This is a genomic window from Luoshenia tenuis, from assembly GCF_014384745.1.
Lineage (GTDB): Bacteria > Bacillota > Clostridia > Christensenellales.
In genome coordinates, this window is record NZ_JACRSO010000001.1 from 401,431 (window position 1) to 416,002 (window position 14,572).

At 58.6% G+C, this 14,572-nt stretch carries 16 protein-coding genes; 11 read left to right on the forward strand and 5 right to left on the reverse strand.

Translation table 11 applies throughout. The features are described 5' to 3' along the window. Window positions 1-10: 10 nt before the first annotated feature. From H8699_RS01905 to H8699_RS01915, 3 genes are read right to left on the reverse strand one after another with little or no spacing between them, the layout of a single operon-like run. On the reverse strand, window positions 11-838 hold the full coding sequence (locus H8699_RS01905; protein ID WP_249284231.1) for a metal ABC transporter permease: 828 nt from the start codon (window positions 836-838) through the stop codon (window positions 11-13). A gap of 2 nt (window positions 839-840) precedes the next feature. Continuing rightward, complete coding sequence (locus tag H8699_RS01910; RefSeq protein ID WP_249284232.1) at window positions 841-1,575, reverse strand: metal ABC transporter ATP-binding protein; 735 nt, start codon at window positions 1,573-1,575, stop codon at window positions 841-843. After that, entirely contained in the window at window positions 1,572-2,513 is a 942-nt protein-coding gene (locus H8699_RS01915) for a metal ABC transporter substrate-binding protein (RefSeq protein ID WP_249284233.1), read from the reverse strand. Before H8699_RS01915 ends, H8699_RS01910 begins: the two co-directional genes overlap by 4 nt. Window positions 2,514-2,651: 138 nt before the next feature. On the opposite strand from H8699_RS01915, the gene H8699_RS01920 reads away from it, so the two are divergent. The 8 genes from H8699_RS01920 (at window position 2,652) to H8699_RS01955 (ending at window position 10,371) form a co-directional block, all read left to right on the forward strand. Continuing rightward, on the forward strand, window positions 2,652-3,065 hold the full coding sequence (locus tag H8699_RS01920; protein ID WP_249284234.1) for a Fur family transcriptional regulator: 414 nt from the start codon (window positions 2,652-2,654) through the stop codon (window positions 3,063-3,065). A 192-nt stretch (window positions 3,066-3,257) separates the two neighbouring features. Further along, window positions 3,258-3,587: a hypothetical protein gene (locus H8699_RS01925; protein ID WP_249284235.1), complete on the forward strand. Its 330-nt coding sequence runs from the start codon at window positions 3,258-3,260 to the stop codon at window positions 3,585-3,587. Next, window positions 3,577-4,092, forward strand: coding sequence for a ferritin-like domain-containing protein (locus H8699_RS01930; protein ID WP_249284236.1), 516 nt, complete (start codon window positions 3,577-3,579; stop codon window positions 4,090-4,092). The genes H8699_RS01925 and H8699_RS01930 overlap by 11 nt, the downstream gene beginning before the upstream one ends. A 158-nt stretch (window positions 4,093-4,250) precedes the next feature. Continuing rightward, entirely contained in the window at window positions 4,251-5,804 is a 1,554-nt protein-coding gene (locus H8699_RS01935) for a spore germination protein (protein WP_249284237.1), read from the forward strand. After that, window positions 5,801-6,955 carry a Ger(x)C family spore germination protein gene (locus H8699_RS01940; protein WP_249284238.1) on the forward strand — a complete coding sequence of 385 codons (1,155 nt, stop codon included), beginning with the start codon at window positions 5,801-5,803 and terminating at the stop codon, window positions 6,953-6,955. The genes H8699_RS01935 and H8699_RS01940 overlap by 4 nt, the downstream gene beginning before the upstream one ends. Before the next feature lie 13 nt (window positions 6,956-6,968). Next, a complete protein-coding gene (locus H8699_RS01945) occupies window positions 6,969-7,184 on the forward strand; it encodes a hypothetical protein (RefSeq protein ID WP_249284239.1) in 216 nt (71 codons plus the stop codon). 9 nt (window positions 7,185-7,193) lie between these two features. Next, window positions 7,194-8,366 carry a GerAB/ArcD/ProY family transporter gene (locus H8699_RS01950; protein ID WP_249284240.1) on the forward strand — a complete coding sequence of 391 codons (1,173 nt, stop codon included), beginning with the start codon at window positions 7,194-7,196 and terminating at the stop codon, window positions 8,364-8,366. A 418-nt stretch (window positions 8,367-8,784) separates the two neighbouring features. Further along, window positions 8,785-10,371, forward strand: coding sequence for an oligosaccharide flippase family protein (locus H8699_RS01955; RefSeq protein WP_249284241.1), 1,587 nt, complete (start codon window positions 8,785-8,787; stop codon window positions 10,369-10,371). Here H8699_RS01955 and H8699_RS01960 read toward each other — a convergent pair. Next, window positions 10,368-10,709: a winged helix-turn-helix transcriptional regulator gene (locus H8699_RS01960; protein ID WP_249284242.1), complete on the reverse strand. Its 342-nt coding sequence runs from the start codon at window positions 10,707-10,709 to the stop codon at window positions 10,368-10,370. The genes H8699_RS01955 and H8699_RS01960 overlap by 4 nt on opposite strands. Window positions 10,710-10,833: 124 nt before the next feature. Here H8699_RS01960 and H8699_RS01965 point away from each other — a divergent pair, with 124 nt between their 5' ends. From H8699_RS01965 to cysK, 3 genes are all read left to right on the forward strand, one after another. Then, entirely contained in the window at window positions 10,834-11,226 is a 393-nt protein-coding gene (locus tag H8699_RS01965; protein ID WP_249284243.1) for a pyridoxamine 5'-phosphate oxidase family protein, read from the forward strand. 236 nt (window positions 11,227-11,462) lie between these two features. Next, complete coding sequence (locus H8699_RS01970; RefSeq protein ID WP_249284244.1) at window positions 11,463-12,758, forward strand: O-acetylhomoserine aminocarboxypropyltransferase/cysteine synthase family protein; 1,296 nt, start codon at window positions 11,463-11,465, stop codon at window positions 12,756-12,758. Between the two features lie 12 nt (window positions 12,759-12,770). Further along, window positions 12,771-13,706 (forward strand): cysteine synthase A, encoded by a 936-nt coding sequence (cysK, locus tag H8699_RS01975; RefSeq protein ID WP_249284245.1) that lies wholly within the window; start codon window positions 12,771-12,773, stop codon window positions 13,704-13,706. Window positions 13,707-13,758: 52 nt separating this feature from the next. Here the strand turns inward: cysK and H8699_RS01980 are convergent, their stop codons facing one another. After that, complete coding sequence (locus tag H8699_RS01980; RefSeq protein ID WP_249284246.1) at window positions 13,759-14,457, reverse strand: GntR family transcriptional regulator; 699 nt, start codon at window positions 14,455-14,457, stop codon at window positions 13,759-13,761. Window positions 14,458-14,572 lie beyond the last annotated feature (115 nt).

Below are 14,572 nucleotides of genomic sequence, written 5' to 3' on the forward strand. Positions count from 1 at the left end.
ATACCCCTCCTTACCGGCCGCCCAACCGGCCGCGCACAAGGTAGGTGGCCGCAAAAGCCAGGGCGCAGAGCATCACGATGGCGGCGCCCGCCGCGATATCCATTTCGAAAGCTAAAAACAACCCGCCAACGCAGCACACCAGCGCAATACCTACCGAGAGCAGGTGGTACTGGCGCATATTGCGGGCGATATTGCGCGCCGCCGCCGCGGGCAAAATAAGCAACGCGTTGATCAGCAAAATGCCGATCCACTGGATGGCCAGCATCACCGCCACCGCCACCACGCCTACAAACACGTATTCGTACACCGCCGCAGGGATCCCCCGGCTGGCGGCCAGCGGCCGGTTTACCGAGATCAGCATCAGCGCATTGGAGAGATAGAACCACAGCCCCACCACCGCCACCAGCACCACCAGCAGCGAAAGCAAATCGCTGGGGGAAACGCTGAGGATATCTCCTACCAGGATCTGCGAGTATTTGGCAAAGCCCCCGCCCCGAGAGAGGATAGCTAACCCCAGCGCCATGGCCCCGGCTGAGCACACGGCGATAATGGTATCGGCGCTTTGGGTATTGGCGTTTTTGATGCGCGTGATCACCAGCGCTAAAAACAGCCCAAAGGCCAGCATGCAGATCACCGGCTGATCGATGCCCAGCGCCACGCCCAGGGCGATGCCGGTCAGCGCGCTGTGGCCCAGCGCATCCGAGAAAAAGGCCATGCGGCTGTTGACCGCCATGGTCCCCAGCAGCCCCATTACCGGAGCGATCATCACCACCGCCAGCAGGGCGTTTTGCATAAAGTCATACCGAAGCGCCGGGAAGAGCTGCGCGATCCATTCCATCCCTACTCCCCCTCTCCAAAGGCCTGGCGGAAGGCCGGCGTGCCAAATACCGCCTCCGGCGCGCCCGCCGCCGCTACCCGGCCGCCCTCCAGCAATACCACCTGATCCGCCTGCTCCCGCACCCATTGCAGATCGTGGGATACCAGCACGATGGACATGTGGTAGCTGTCCCGCAGATGTGCCACCAGGGCATAAAAATCCTTTAACCCTCTCTGGTCGATGCCGGAGAAGGGCTCGTCCAGCGCCAGCAGATCCGGAAGGGGGTTGAGCGCCATGGCCAGCAGCACCCGCTGCAGCTCACCGCCGGACAGTTCCCCCATCCGCCGGTCGATCGCCTGGGGGCAGCCCACCTGTCCAAGCGCCTGCTCCACCTGGGCGCGTACCTTTTGCGGCACGCCCAGAAACACCGGGAAGCCCGTATAGCCCGCGGCCAGAAAATCCAGCACGCTGACCGGCGCGCTGCGGTCAAATTCCAGCAGCTGCGGCACATAGCCGATCTGCGCCCGGCTGGGGCGCCCGTCGTAGCGCACGTAATCGATCCTGCCACGATAAGGCAGGTCCCCCAGTAGCGCGCGCAACAGCGTGGTCTTGCCCGCGCCATTGGGGCCGATCAGCGCGGTGAGCTGCCCGCAGTCCAGCGCAAAGGATATACCTGACAGCAGCTGCCGGCCGCCCTTTTTCACGCTCAGCTCCTTGATCTTGATCTCACACAGCCCCTGTTGATGATTATGGTTCATTTTTTCAAAGCCTCACTTATGGTCTGCGCATTTTGCAGCACGGCATTGGCATATGCATCCCGCCCACCCGGGCCGGAAACAATGGTATCCAGGGTGTAGATCTTCGCGCCCGTTTCCCGTGAGATAGCCTCAGCCAGACGGGTGGAATACTGCTTTTCGCAAAACAGGGCGGCAATGCCCTCCTGGCGGATATGATCAATCAGCTCCGCCATATAGCGGGGGCTGGGCGCATTCTCGTCATCGGTCTGCAGCAGCCCTGCCTGGTATAGGCCATAATCCTCTAAGAGATAGGTAAACCCCTCGTGGAAGGTCACCACGCCCTGTCCCTGGCAGGGGGCCAGCAGGGTTGCGACCTGCCCGTCCAGCTGCTCTAACTCCTGCAAAAAGGCCTGGGCGTTTTCCCGGTAAACTTGGGCGTATTCCGGGTCGGCCGCTATCAGCTCATCCCGGATATTCTCCACCTGCGCCATGGCGCGCTTGGGGGAGAGCCAAAGGTGCGCGTTGGCATCGCCATGGTGATGTTCCTCGTGCGCCTCATGTCCGTCTTCATGTTCGTGTTCGTGCGCGGCGCTCTCCAGCAGCGCCTGCCCGGCGCTGGCCTCTATCAGCTTAAGCCCGGGCCTTAACGCGGCGACCCGGCCAATGAACCCTTCCATCCCCGCGCCGTTATATACCAGCACATCCGCATTTTCTAATATCTTCATATCCCGGGGCTGCAGCTGATAATCGTGCAGGCAGCCGGTGTTCATCTGCGCCATGGTGTGCAGGGCGACCCCGGGCACCCCCTCTATCACCCGCTCGGTCAAAAGCGCCATGGGATAAAAGGAAGCCACCACCTGCAACCGCGCCCGGGGCGTCTCCTCCCCGGTGGAAGCGCAGCCGCCCAAAGGGAGCAGTGCCAGCACCAGCGCCAGCAGTACCGCCATCGTTTTTTTCAAGCTATCCCTTCCCCGCCGCTTTATTGCAAATTGCTTGCAGTAAGAGTATAACCGTTTGATCCCCGCTCTTGCAAGCCTTACGTCCCAATTCGATTGATTTTTCAGCCAAATTGATGGATAATAGGGGTGATCTGAAGGATGAAAGGGGTTTTAGGCATGGCAAACTTCCGCCGGACCGCCACGGGCGATGCGATCTATGCGTGCCTGATGCAGGCCAGCGTCCCCCTGACCGCGGCAGATGTGTATGAAAGCGTGCGCGCCCAGCACCCCAAACTGGCGCTGACCACCGTTTACCGCACGCTGGACCGGCTTTGCACCCGCGGGCTTGCGGTGCGCGAGCCGGAGGCCGACGGCGCGGCCCGTTACCGCAAGGCAACCCAGGCCCACCACCATTATCTGGTCTGTTTAAAGTGCAATAAGCGCCTTACGCTGGACGAATGCCCGCTGCATGAGGTGACGGAGAATTTGGCCAAGGATACCGGCTTTGATATTACCGAGCACCAGCTCCTGCTTTACGGATATTGCCCCAACTGCCGCGAAAAAGAACACTAGCACTTAGATATAAAGCTGGTATATCCCCCCGCGAAATAAAAGCGGGGGATTTTAATACCCTGCCGGCCTTTAAAATATCTTAAAAAATATCCCTATTCCATATCACCCAAAACTATACCTCCACATATCTTATGGTAGGGCGGAAAACAAGGCCCGCCCGGCACGAAGATATCTTTGAAGGAGGAAAAACTTATGTCTTGCTGTTCTTCCCATTGCAATTGTAGCTACCCCGCCTGCTCCTGCGGCGACGAGCGTACCCTGGATATGGCCCTGCTGCGCCACTGCGACTGGCGCCAGATCGTGGATGACAATAACCGCGACAACGGCTGTTTTGATAACGACACCTGCCGGTGCAAGCCGTTTTGCACTTATTGCACCAAAAGCAACGGTACGATGAATTGCCAGGCCCCCTGCGAATGCAACTGTGCCCAGACCGCCGGCTATACCGTAGGCTGTAACGACGGCGCGTTCAGCTGTGGGTGCAAATGCGGTTGCAAGTGCGGCTGCGGCTGTGGCTGGTAAAAAGGGCCTTTGCCCCTGCCGCCCCCAGCAGCCCGGCGGCCCCTGCTGCCCGTGCTGGCTCTCTCTCCTGGCACAAGACGCATTTGATGAAGCCTCGGAAACCACGGCTATATTCCAATATACCTATGCCAGCGTCATCCTTTCCATTGGGCATGAAAGCATTGCCCAAGCGCTAGGCAGAATTGCCAAAGACGAAATGCGGCACTTTAAGACGCTTTCTATCCTGATCGCCCAGCGGGGCGGCGACCCCATCGTAGCGGCCTATCCTGACGGACACGTACAATACTGGGATGGCGCAATGCCCTGCTACCGGCAGGATGTACGAGGCCTGCTGCAAAAGAACCTTGCGGATGAAAAGCGCGCCATCGCCCGTTACAGGCGCCACCGCGCCCAGATACCCGATGCGCAGGTACAAAACGCGCTGGATGACATCATCGCCGATGAGAAAGGGCACGCTGCCCTGCTGACCGGCCTGATCGACCAAATAGACGACAACCCGTCATAGACGGCATGCGGCCTCCTTACCGGTTTCAATTTTACCGCGGCGCCCGACCAGCGCCGCGGTTTTTCTTTTTGCGCCCGTCTTTTATTTGGGGACGGGCCTGAATATTTTACCAAACGGGCATCCATACTAATGTAGACCTAGAAAGGGGGAGCGCGAACATGCAGCTAAAACGCATCGTCCGGAAGAAAAAAGCCGAGTTGCCCTACACCGGCATCGACGGGAAACCGCTCAAGGATCTGAAGTTTTCCGCATCGCGGGCAGAAAACCTGGCCATGCTCCGGGAGATCTTTAAGGATATCGACGTGCTGAAAGTACGCGAATTTGCCAACCGGCACGACAGCTCCATTCAAGGGGCCATCGTTTATTTTGAGGGGTTAGCCAATGGAGAAACGGTAAACGAAAACGTGCTTTATCCCCTGATGAAGACCCCCATCGCCCCGCCTGAGGGGGCCCCGCTAAGCGAGATCCTCTCCACCGTGCTGCCCATGGGGGATATCTCCATGGCCAAGGATTTTGAGGACCTGGTTCAGCGGGTGACCTATGGGGATACCGCCTTTTTTATCGACGGCGTGGATCAGATCGTCATCATCGATACCAAGGGATGGCAGACCCGCTCGATCTCCGAGCCGGAATCCGAAAAGGTGCTGCGCGGCCCCCGGGAGGGCTTTACCGAAGGGTTGATGATCAATCTTTCCCTGATCCGCCGGCGCATCCGCTCGAACCGGCTGAAGATGAAATTCCAGTCCCTGGGGGATACCACCCATACCCAGGCCTGCCTTTGCTATATTGAGGGGATCGCCAAACCCGAGATGGTGGAAGAGGTGAAAAGGCGCATCTCCACCTTTGATATGGATGGGCTGTTGGACGTCAACTATCTGGCGGAGTTCATTACCGATTCGCCCTACTCCCCTATTTCCACCGTAGGCATAACCGAAAAACCGGATGTGGTGGCGGCAAGGCTGCTGGAGGGCCGCGTGGCGGTACTGCTGGACGGCACCCCCATCGTGCTGAGCGCGCCCTATCTGTTGATCGAATCCTTCCAGAGCGATGAGGATTATTACGTCAACTACCTATACGCCTCCATCAGCCGCATTTTGCGCATTCTCGCCTTTTTCATCACCATCAGCCTACCGGCTATTTATGTGGCGCTGGTCACCTATCATCAGGAGCTGATTCCCACCCCGCTGCTCATCAGCATCAGCGCCTCGCGCCAAAACGTCCCCTTCCCAACGATACTGGAGACCTTTTTGATGCTGGCGGTATTCGATATTTTGCGGGAGACCGGCATCCGCATGCCCATGGGGGTGGGCCAGGCGCTCTCCATCGTGGGGGCGCTGGTGATTGGGCAGGCTACCGTAGAGGCCAAGATCGTCAGCGCTCCGCTGCTGATCGTCATCGCCATGACGGGGATCACAGGGCTTATGGTGCCCAAGCTGAAATCCTCGGCGATGATCTTCCGCGCTTTTTTACTGGTATTGTCCTCCGTTTTAGGGCTATACGGATGGATATTCGGCATGGCCGCGCTGCTACTGCACCTGCTCAACGTGCGCTCGTTTGGCCTGCCCATCATCACCCCTTTGAGCAAGCCATCCTGGCAGCAGCTTAAAGATCTGGCCGTGCGCGCCCCTTGGTGGAATATGCGCACCCGGCCCAGCTTCCTATCCCGCAACCGCGTGCGCATGGGGCCTAGCCCCAGGGAGAAGAGCCAATGAAAAAGTTTAAAACCGCCTGCAGAATTTTTGCCGCTTTGCTGATCGCATGCACCCTGCTGCCCCTGACCGGGTGCCAGTACGCCCGGGAGATCGAATCCCTCTCGGTCGTTGCGGGCGCCGCGCTGGATAAAGGGGAGGATGGAAAGCGCTATAAGCTGACGGTAGAGGTGCTGGATACCAACTCGGACATCCAGGGGAATGAGATACGCACCGTCTACATCCAAAGCCAAGGCGATACGATTTTTGAGGCCGTGCGCAACGCGGTACCCAAGACCGCCAAGCGCCTTTACTGGAGCCATTGTGAGATCCTCATCCTGGGGGAGGAACTGGCCAAAGAGGGCATTGAACCGGTGATGGACTGGTTTTTGCGCGACCTTGAGCCCCGCTCGACCATGAAGCTGCTGGTCTCGCAGCAAGCCAGCGCCTCCGAGGTGCTGATGAGCCCTCCCATCGCGGAAGGGATTACCGCCTTTACCATCAACGACAGTCTGCGCAGCGATCTTATCAGTGCCTCCATGGCCCCGGACATCGCGCTTTACCGCGCCTATACCATGCTTGAAACCTCCCAGGCGCAGGCCCTCGCGCTGCCCGCCGTCGGGCTGGACGATTCCATCGAAGAACCCATCCCTATTTTAAGCGGCACGGCCATTTTTGAAGGCGATGCGCTGGCGGGCTACCTCTCCCCCGAGCTTTCCAAGGTCTATACGCTTTTGACCAACCAGTCCCAGGGCAGCATTCTGGCTACGCATCTTCCGCAGGTGCCTGAGGGCAATATCTCCTTTGAAGTATACGATACCCATTGCTCGCTCAATCCCCGCTTTGAGGACGGCGAACTGCATATGGGGATCGAGGTCATCCTCAACCTTTCGCTGGGTGAGATTGATAACCGCTCTGCCGAGGTGCTGGGCGAGGATGTACAGCGCCTGCGGGATATTGCCCAACAGGAAGTGGAGCAGAGCATAGACGAGCTGCTGACCCTATCACAAAAGCATTACCGCAACGACATTCTGGGCTTTGGCCGGGCGCTGGAGATCGCCTATCCGGATTACTGGAAGGCCCACGCTGCCGCCTGGCGGGAGGAGTTTGCCGCGCTGCCCTATGAGCTGACGGTGACCGTCAACCTGCGCAACGCAGGCCTATTCCAGATATAAGGGAGGTTATACCATGGCGATTGTGCTGATCCTCTTCTTTGGCGTGCTGGCATTTTTTGTGGATTTCTGGCCGCACCGCAAGGAAAAGCCCAGGCGGCTGGCAGTGGTTTACGTATGTATCCTCGCCCTATCCATGTCAGGGTTTATCCTCTATGAGATCCTTCCGGTCAACCACGGATCGGATTCGCTGACCTCATTATTTACCCCCGTCGTGGGGACCGATCACTAGGAGGCGCTTATGCACGAACAAATCCTCTCCCGCTCGCAGGCCGTCTGCCTTTTCGTGCTCTTTACACTGGGCACCGGGCTGATCCACGCAGAGGGCACGCACCTCTATCAGGATGGGTGGATCGCCACGCTGGGCGGGCTGATCATGGCCATCCCGCTGATCGTGCTGTATACGCGGCTGCTCACCCTCTTCCCCGGCAAAAACGGGGCCGAGATGCTGCGCCTGTGCTTTGGCAGGGTACTGGGCGGCTTCCTTACCATCCTTTTTTGCCTCTATGCCCTGTATACGGCGGCCCATGCGCTGCGCACCCTGTCGGACTATATCCAGATCACCTCGATCCCCGAGACGCCGCAGTACCTGATGATCTTCGCTCTGGCGATACTCAGCCTATATGGCGTGCGCAGCGGGGTACGCACCCTTGGGCAGTGGAGCATCTATATCCTTCCGCTGGTGGTGCTGGTGGTAGCGGGAACCTGTATCATCGGCATTACGGATATGGACTTCCATAATTTACTGCCCATGTTTGAGGCCCCGCCCAAGGATCTGATCCAGGGGTCGTTCAACGCGCTGGGCTCCCCTTTTGGGGAAACGGTGCTATTTCTGTTTGTGTTCGATACCTTCAAACCTAAAAAGGAACCCAACCGCGCGCTCTATATCGCCCTGGCCATCACCGCGGCGCTGTTCATGCTCAGCACCCTGCGCAATATCCTGGTCTTGGGTCCGGTGGCGATCTCCCATACCCTCTACCCGGGCTATTCCTCCGTACGTATTCTCTCGGCGGGCAACTTCCTCACCCGGTTTGAGGCCTTGGTCAGCGTCAATCTGATCCTGGCGGGGTTCATCAAAATCTGCGTTGGGGTGTTCGCCGCCAGCCGGGCGCTAAGCACACTGCTGGGCATCCCGGTATCCAGCAAGGCGCTGAATGTGCCGCTGATCTTTGCCACGGCCGCGCTGTCCCTGTGGATCTACCGTACCTCGCTGGAGGCAGAGCACATTTATGCGGTCTATCCCTACTTTGTTTTGCCCCTCCAGCTGGGCATTCCTACGCTAATGTGGCTGATTGGCGAATTCCGGTACCGGCGGCGTTCACCGCATAAACCCGGTCTTACGGGGAGGCGGAATACACAAACGCCTAAGGAATTGACGGATAGCCCTTCACAAATAACAAGCCGAACGTTATAATGACTTATGTATTCATTCGATACTTCTTTTTGTATGACCGGCGTTGAGCCATTCTTCTGCCTAAATTGCTTTTTATTGATCACCAGGCCTGTACCAGCTTTACTGGGCGCATGCCTTGTAAATATTCGTGCAGCCTTGCCCGCGCCCTACCCGCCGCTTCATGCGGCTTTGCGTTCGAGGCTGCGACCCTCCAAAGCCCGTGGCCGCTGTTTTACCCCTAAGAGCAGCATAGCCGCCGGGCGAAATCCCTAAAAAACCGGCGCTTCTTATTTAGAAGCGCCGGTTTTGCATTTCTCGCCATTCTATCTTTTATCCCGTCTAAATTCCTTTGCCCAAGGATATATATGGTAAATAAACGGTTTTGTCATCCGTGATCCGGCGGCCCTGGCAGATGGCCCATAAAGGCAGGGATAGATATTTGAAGATCAGTAAAGATTCGGTTTTTTATAATGCGCTGGTGCTCTCTTCCTCCGGGGTGGCGCTGCAGATCCTGGGCTTTGTTTACCGCATTTATTTAAGCCGTCTGGCCGGGGCCGAGGGGCTGGGGGTCTACCGGCTGGTGCTGCCGGTCTTCACCATCGTCATCTCCGCTACGCTGACGGGCGTGCGCCTGGCCGTGACCCGGCTGAGCGCGGATATGCGCACCCATAGCGACGGGCCCGCTATCCGCAGCCTGACCCGCAGCTGTATTCTGATCTTTCTATTGCTCTTTGCCGCCTGCGCCTGGCCGCTGGTGCAGTATAATCACGTGATCTCCGCCCATATCCTGGGCGACGAGCGCACCGGCCCGGCGCTGATCATCTTTATGGGCGTGATCTTTCTGGCCGGCTTTGAGGGCATTTTTGAATCTCTGTTTCTGGGCATCCGCAAGACCAAGTACACCGCCATCTCCAACCTGCTGGAGCAGGGCGTGCAGTTTGCCGCCGTGCTGGGGCTGCTTTACTGCCTACGCAACGGGGACCACACCCGTACCGCGGCGCTGATCGTCTCCGGGCTTGTGATCAGCGAGATACCGGTAGTGATCTGGCTGAGCATGGCCTACCGTCACGAGCTGTGCGGGCGCAACGCCTGCCCCCGCCCGCGCAAGGTGGGGCGCGGGCTGCTCACCCGCATCCTGGCCATCGCCTTTCCGGTATCCTGCTCCTCGGTCTTTACCAACATCCTGTCGGCCGCCAGCACGGTGCTGCTCCCCCAGCGGCTGATGTGCGCGGGGCTCTCCCGGCAGGAGGCGGTTTCGGCCCTGGGTATCGTTTCCGGCATGGCCCAGCCGCTGATCACCCTGCCCATGGTGCTGGCTACCTCGCTTGCCAACGTGCTGCTGCCCCATCTGTCCCAAAGCCTATCCCAGGGACGGCGGGAGGATGTGCGCCGCAAGATCCAAAAGGCCTTTCAGGCCACAGGGCTGATCATCCTCCCGGCTACGGCCATCATCGTACCGCTGGCGCCTTCGCTCTCCCGGCTGCTCTACGGGCAGGATTTAAGCGAGGTCTACGTGATCCTGCTGGCCGTCTCCGCCATACTGATGGACTACCAGATGATCTGCATGAGCATTTTAAACGGGCTGGGGCTGCAAAAGCAGGGCATGTTTTACATCATCATAGGCGAGGCCTGCCAGCTGGCCGTAACCTATTTTGTGGCGGCGCTGCCCCAAGTGCACATTTACGGCTACCTGGCGGGCATGGTAGTCAGCCCCCTGATCGTAGTGGCCGCCAGCCTGTGCCTGATCCGCCGCCGCTTTGGCCTTTGGCCCAGGGCAGTGGCCAGCGGACTTGTCCCCATCGTGGCGGCGGTGGTGGTGGGGCTTTGCACGCGCATCTTCCACCTGAGCCTGCTCGCCCGCAATCTGGGGGATTTTGGCGCGATCATCCTGACGCTGTTGGGCAGCGTGGGGCTCTACCTTTTCCTCTTCCCAGCGCTGGGGCTGCACCCGCTGCGGTATATCCGCACGCTGATCCCCCGCCATCAAAAGGATTTCTCCGTTCTGGCCGACAGCCAAAATCCCTAGCGCTGCTGCATGTAGGCGATATATTTTTCGCCCCATTGGGCAATGCTGTCCAGCACCGGACGGAAGGCTTGACCGATGGGCGTTAGCGAGTATTCCACCCGGGGAGGCACCTGCGGATAGACCTGCCGGCGCACCAGGCCGCTGCTTTCCAGCGCGCGCAGCTGCTTGGTCAGCGTGGCCTGGGTGAGCCCGGGCATCAGGCGCTGGAGTTGGCCAAAGCGCAGCGTCCCCCCGCTCAAGTGGTGCAGCACCACCACCGCCCACTTACCCGCTACTACCTTTTGCGCCGTCACATAAGGGCAGACCAAGTAAAGATCCTGCTTATCATGGTTTTCCATCCTCTGTTCCCTCCAATAGTATCTTAAAGGCGACCTACTATTACTTAATATCGTACTTGTTATTTACAAAGCAATCCTCTATCTTTGTAGTATAAGGATATTATTGGAAAGGGGCAAGCGTAATATGGAAGAGGTATTGCAGTTTCTAAACCAGGCGGGCGTGTATTTTCTGGCCACTGATGAGGGCGGCCAGCCCCGCGTCCGTCCCTTCGGCGCGGCCATGATCTATGAGGGCCACCTCTACTTTTGCACCAATAACCAAAAGGACGTTTATAAGCAAATGCAGCAAAATCCCCAGGTGGAATTTTGCGCCTGTATCGAGGACCGTTGGCTGCGCCTGGCCGGCCGCGCGACCGTAGACCCCCGCCGGGAGGCCCGGGCCGCTATGCTTTTGGCCTGCCCCGGCCTTAAAAACATGTATGCGCCGGATGACGGCCGCTTTGAGGTCTTTTACCTGGAAGGGGCGCAGGCTACTTTCGCCTCCATGAGCGGCGAATCCCGCAAGGTGTCGCTCTAGGCATCTGCAAAGTCAGGCTGGGAAGATTGCGCCCAGCCTGACTTTTTTGTTTATATCCTAGTAATCATATTGACAATATAAGATAAAGGCTTTATACTGCTTTTAATGAAACTACGAAAGGACGGGTGGCCATGCAATATTACTTTACCACCCTGCTGCGGGAAAACTTCCGTTTTGGGCGAATGTGCCTCGCCTCACGCCGGCAAAGCACATTTTAGACTGAAAGGAAGGTCCCTATGTCCAAAAAACAATACCGTTTTGAAACGCTGGCCCTGCACGTAGGCCAGGAAAAGCCCGACCCGGCTACCGACGCCCGGGCCGTACCTATTTATGCCACCACCTCTTATGTATTCAAGGATTCGGCCCAGGCGGCCGGCCGCTTTGCCCTGACCGAGGGCGGCAACATTTATTCGCGGCTGGGAAACCCTACCTCCGACGTATTTGAGCAGCGCATTGCGGCGCTGGAAGGGGGCGCCGCGGCCCTGGCAACGTCCTCGGGCTCGGCGGCTATCGCCTATGCCATACAGAATATCGCCGTGGCGGGCGACCATATCGTTTCCTCCTCCAGCGTATACGGCGGCACCTATAACCTGTTTGCCAATACCCTGCGGGAAAGCGGCATTACCACCACCTTTGTAGATGGCCGCGATCCCCAGAACTTTGCCGCCGCCCTGCGGCCCAACACCAAGGCCGTTTACCTGGAATCCCTGGGCAACCCCAACTCGGATATCATCGACCTGGAGGCAGTAGCCGCCATCGCGCACAGCTGGGGCGTCCCGGTGATCGTGGACAACACCTTTGCCACGCCCTATCTTTTCCGCCCGCTGGAACATGGAGCGGACATCGTCGTGCACTCGGCCACCAAGTTTATCGGCGGCCATGGCACGGTAATGGGCGGGGTGATCGTGGACGGCGGCCGGTTCGACTGGGCGCAAAACGACAAGTTCCCCGGCCTGACCCAGCCCAACCCCTCCTACCACGGGGCCGTGTTCACCCAGGCCTGCGGCCCGCTGGCCTATATTATGAAGATACGCACCACCCTTTTGCGGGATACCGGCGCCTGCCTCTCCCCCTTCAACTCGTTTTTACTGCTGCAAGGGCTGGAGACCCTGCCGCTGCGGGTAGAGCGCCACGTGCAAAACGCGCTGCAGGTGGTGGATTTTTTAGACGCCCACCCGCAGGTAGCCCGGGTACACCATCCGTCTTTGGCCGCCGGGGATGAAAAAGCCCTTTATGCGCGATACTATCCAAGGGGCGGCGGTTCGATCTTTACCTTTGAAATTAAAGGCGGAGAGGAAGCGGCCAAAAAGTTCAGCGAATCGCTGGAGTTATTCTCGCTGCTGGCCAATGTGGCGGATATGAAGTCGCTGGTCATCCATCCCGCCTCCACCACCCACTCGCAGATGAGCGGGGATGAGCTGCTCGCCGCGGGCATCCGGCCCAACACCGTGCGTCTTTCCATCGGCACCGAGCACATTGAGGATATCTTAGAGGACCTTGCACATGGTTTTGCCGCCATCGCGCAGGGCTAAAGGAGGAACATCATGTCCAGGATCTATGCTTCTGCCGATCAGCTGATCGGCAACACGCCGCTTGTGCGGCTGCAACGCATTGAAAAAGCGCATGGCCTGCAGGCAAAGCTGTTGGCTAAGCTGGAGTATTTCAACCCCGCCGGTTCGGTGAAGGACCGGATCGCCAAGGCGATGATCGACCAGGCCGAGCAAGAGGGCAAGCTGACCCGCGGCTCGGTCATCATCGAACCCACAAGCGGCAATACCGGTGTGGGCCTGGCCGCCGTGGCCGCGGCCCGGGGTTACCGCGCCATCATCGTCATGCCCGAGACCATGTCTCACGAGCGGCGCGCGCTGATGCGCGCCTACGGCGCCGAGCTGGTACTGACGGACGGGAGCCAGGGGATGAAGGGCGCCATCGCCAAGGCGCAGGAGCTGGCCGCGCAAACGCCGGGCAGTTTTATCCCCGGGCAGTTTCAAAACCCCGCCAACCCGGCTATCCACCGCCAGACCACCGGCCCGGAGATTTGGCGGGATACCGATGGGCAGGTAGACCTGTTTGTGGCCGGCGTGGGCACAGGCGGCACGGTGACCGGCGTAGGCGAGTATCTTAAGGCGCAAAACTCCCATGTTCGCGTGGTGGCGGTAGAGCCGGCAGCCTCGCCCGTACTCTCCAGCGGCCAGCCCGGGCCGCACAAGATACAGGGCATTGGCGCCGGCTTTGTGCCGGAAGTGCTCAATACCGCCATTTACGACGAGGTGGTGCGCGTGGAAAACGACGATGCCTTTGCAGCCGCACGCGAAGCGGCGCGCAGCGAGGGCGTGCTGGTGGGCATCTCCTCCGGCGCTGCTCTTTGGGCCGCTATCCTACTGGCGCAGCGGGCGGAAAATGCCGGGAAGACCCTGGTGGCGCTTTTGCCGGATACCGGAGAACGCTACCTTTCCACCCCGCTGTTTGCGCAAGGCTAGCCGCATATAAAAAAGCCGGAGCAATATTATGCTCCGGCCTTTTTTATACTTCTTAAAGCTCCTGCGCCACCCCTTCGTCACGCTGCACATAACTTAAAAAGGTATAATAATTCTTCAGCGATTTCATCCTGGAACTTTCCAGATGCTCTTTGTAAAGGCGCACTGCCTCCCCCGGCCCCTGCATCAGCGCCATAAAAAGCCCTGTATGGGCCTTTTTAAAATCCTCTGGCTCCTGGCGCACCGCCTGGGGAATATCCTCCCAGGTGACCTCACGCATCACGTCCTCAATATTGCTCCAGGCCTGGATCACGGCTTTATTGCCGCTGGCCAGAATAATGCTGCCGCGAAAGTCGCTGTTGAGCTGCTGTATCTCCTCATGGGTATTGCGCTCATCCAGCATGCGGATCTTATTGACCACCTCGAAGATGCCCTCCATGTTCTTATCCCCACGGGCAACCTCCTCTACAGCCACCGTTTCCAGATAGGCGCGCAGGTCGTGATAATTGTCCATATCCGTGCGGCTCAGGCAGGATACCGTGCGCGTGCCGTTTTTGTGGGTGACGATCAGGCCCTCTTTCTCCAATACCATCAACGCGCCCCGTACCGCTGCGCGGCTGGCGTCGTACTTATCGGCCAGCTCCAGTTCGCGTATCTGCTGGCCGTCTTTATAGCGGTAACGGATAATGTCCCGGCGCAAAGCCCTTAGTATGTGCTGTACGCTGCCGCTGCGGGATAATGCGCCATTTCTCACGATCTAATCTCTCCGATCAATATACCTCAACGGTATTATTTGCCTTATTCTATCACGGCTTGATGAATAATGTCAACAATCCAAGTGCATAGTCTTGCATCGGAGATCCGTCTGA

Bases quoted from the DNA above. Each gene is read 5' to 3' on its own strand.
- H8699_RS01905 (WP_249284231.1), bottom strand. From the start codon at position 838: ATGGAATGGATCGCGCAGCTCTTCCCGGCGCTTCGGTATGACTTTATG.
- H8699_RS01910 (WP_249284232.1), bottom strand. From the start codon at position 1,575: ATGAACCATAATCATCAACAGGGGCTGTGTGAGATCAAGATCAAGGAG.
- H8699_RS01920 (WP_249284234.1), top strand. From the start codon at position 2,652: ATGAAAGGGGTTTTAGGCATGGCAAACTTCCGCCGGACCGCCACGGGC.
- H8699_RS01925 (WP_249284235.1), top strand. From the start codon at position 3,258: ATGTCTTGCTGTTCTTCCCATTGCAATTGTAGCTACCCCGCCTGCTCC.
- H8699_RS01935 (WP_249284237.1), top strand. From the start codon at position 4,251: ATGCAGCTAAAACGCATCGTCCGGAAGAAAAAAGCCGAGTTGCCCTAC.
- H8699_RS01940 (WP_249284238.1), top strand. From the start codon at position 5,801: ATGAAAAAGTTTAAAACCGCCTGCAGAATTTTTGCCGCTTTGCTGATC.
- H8699_RS01945 (WP_249284239.1), top strand. From the start codon at position 6,969: ATGGCGATTGTGCTGATCCTCTTCTTTGGCGTGCTGGCATTTTTTGTG.
- H8699_RS01950 (WP_249284240.1), top strand. From the start codon at position 7,194: ATGCACGAACAAATCCTCTCCCGCTCGCAGGCCGTCTGCCTTTTCGTG.
- H8699_RS01960 (WP_249284242.1), bottom strand. From the start codon at position 10,709: ATGGAAAACCATGATAAGCAGGATCTTTACTTGGTCTGCCCTTATGTG.
- H8699_RS01965 (WP_249284243.1), top strand. From the start codon at position 10,834: ATGGAAGAGGTATTGCAGTTTCTAAACCAGGCGGGCGTGTATTTTCTG.
- H8699_RS01970 (WP_249284244.1), top strand. From the start codon at position 11,463: ATGTCCAAAAAACAATACCGTTTTGAAACGCTGGCCCTGCACGTAGGC.
- cysK (WP_249284245.1), top strand. From the start codon at position 12,771: ATGTCCAGGATCTATGCTTCTGCCGATCAGCTGATCGGCAACACGCCG.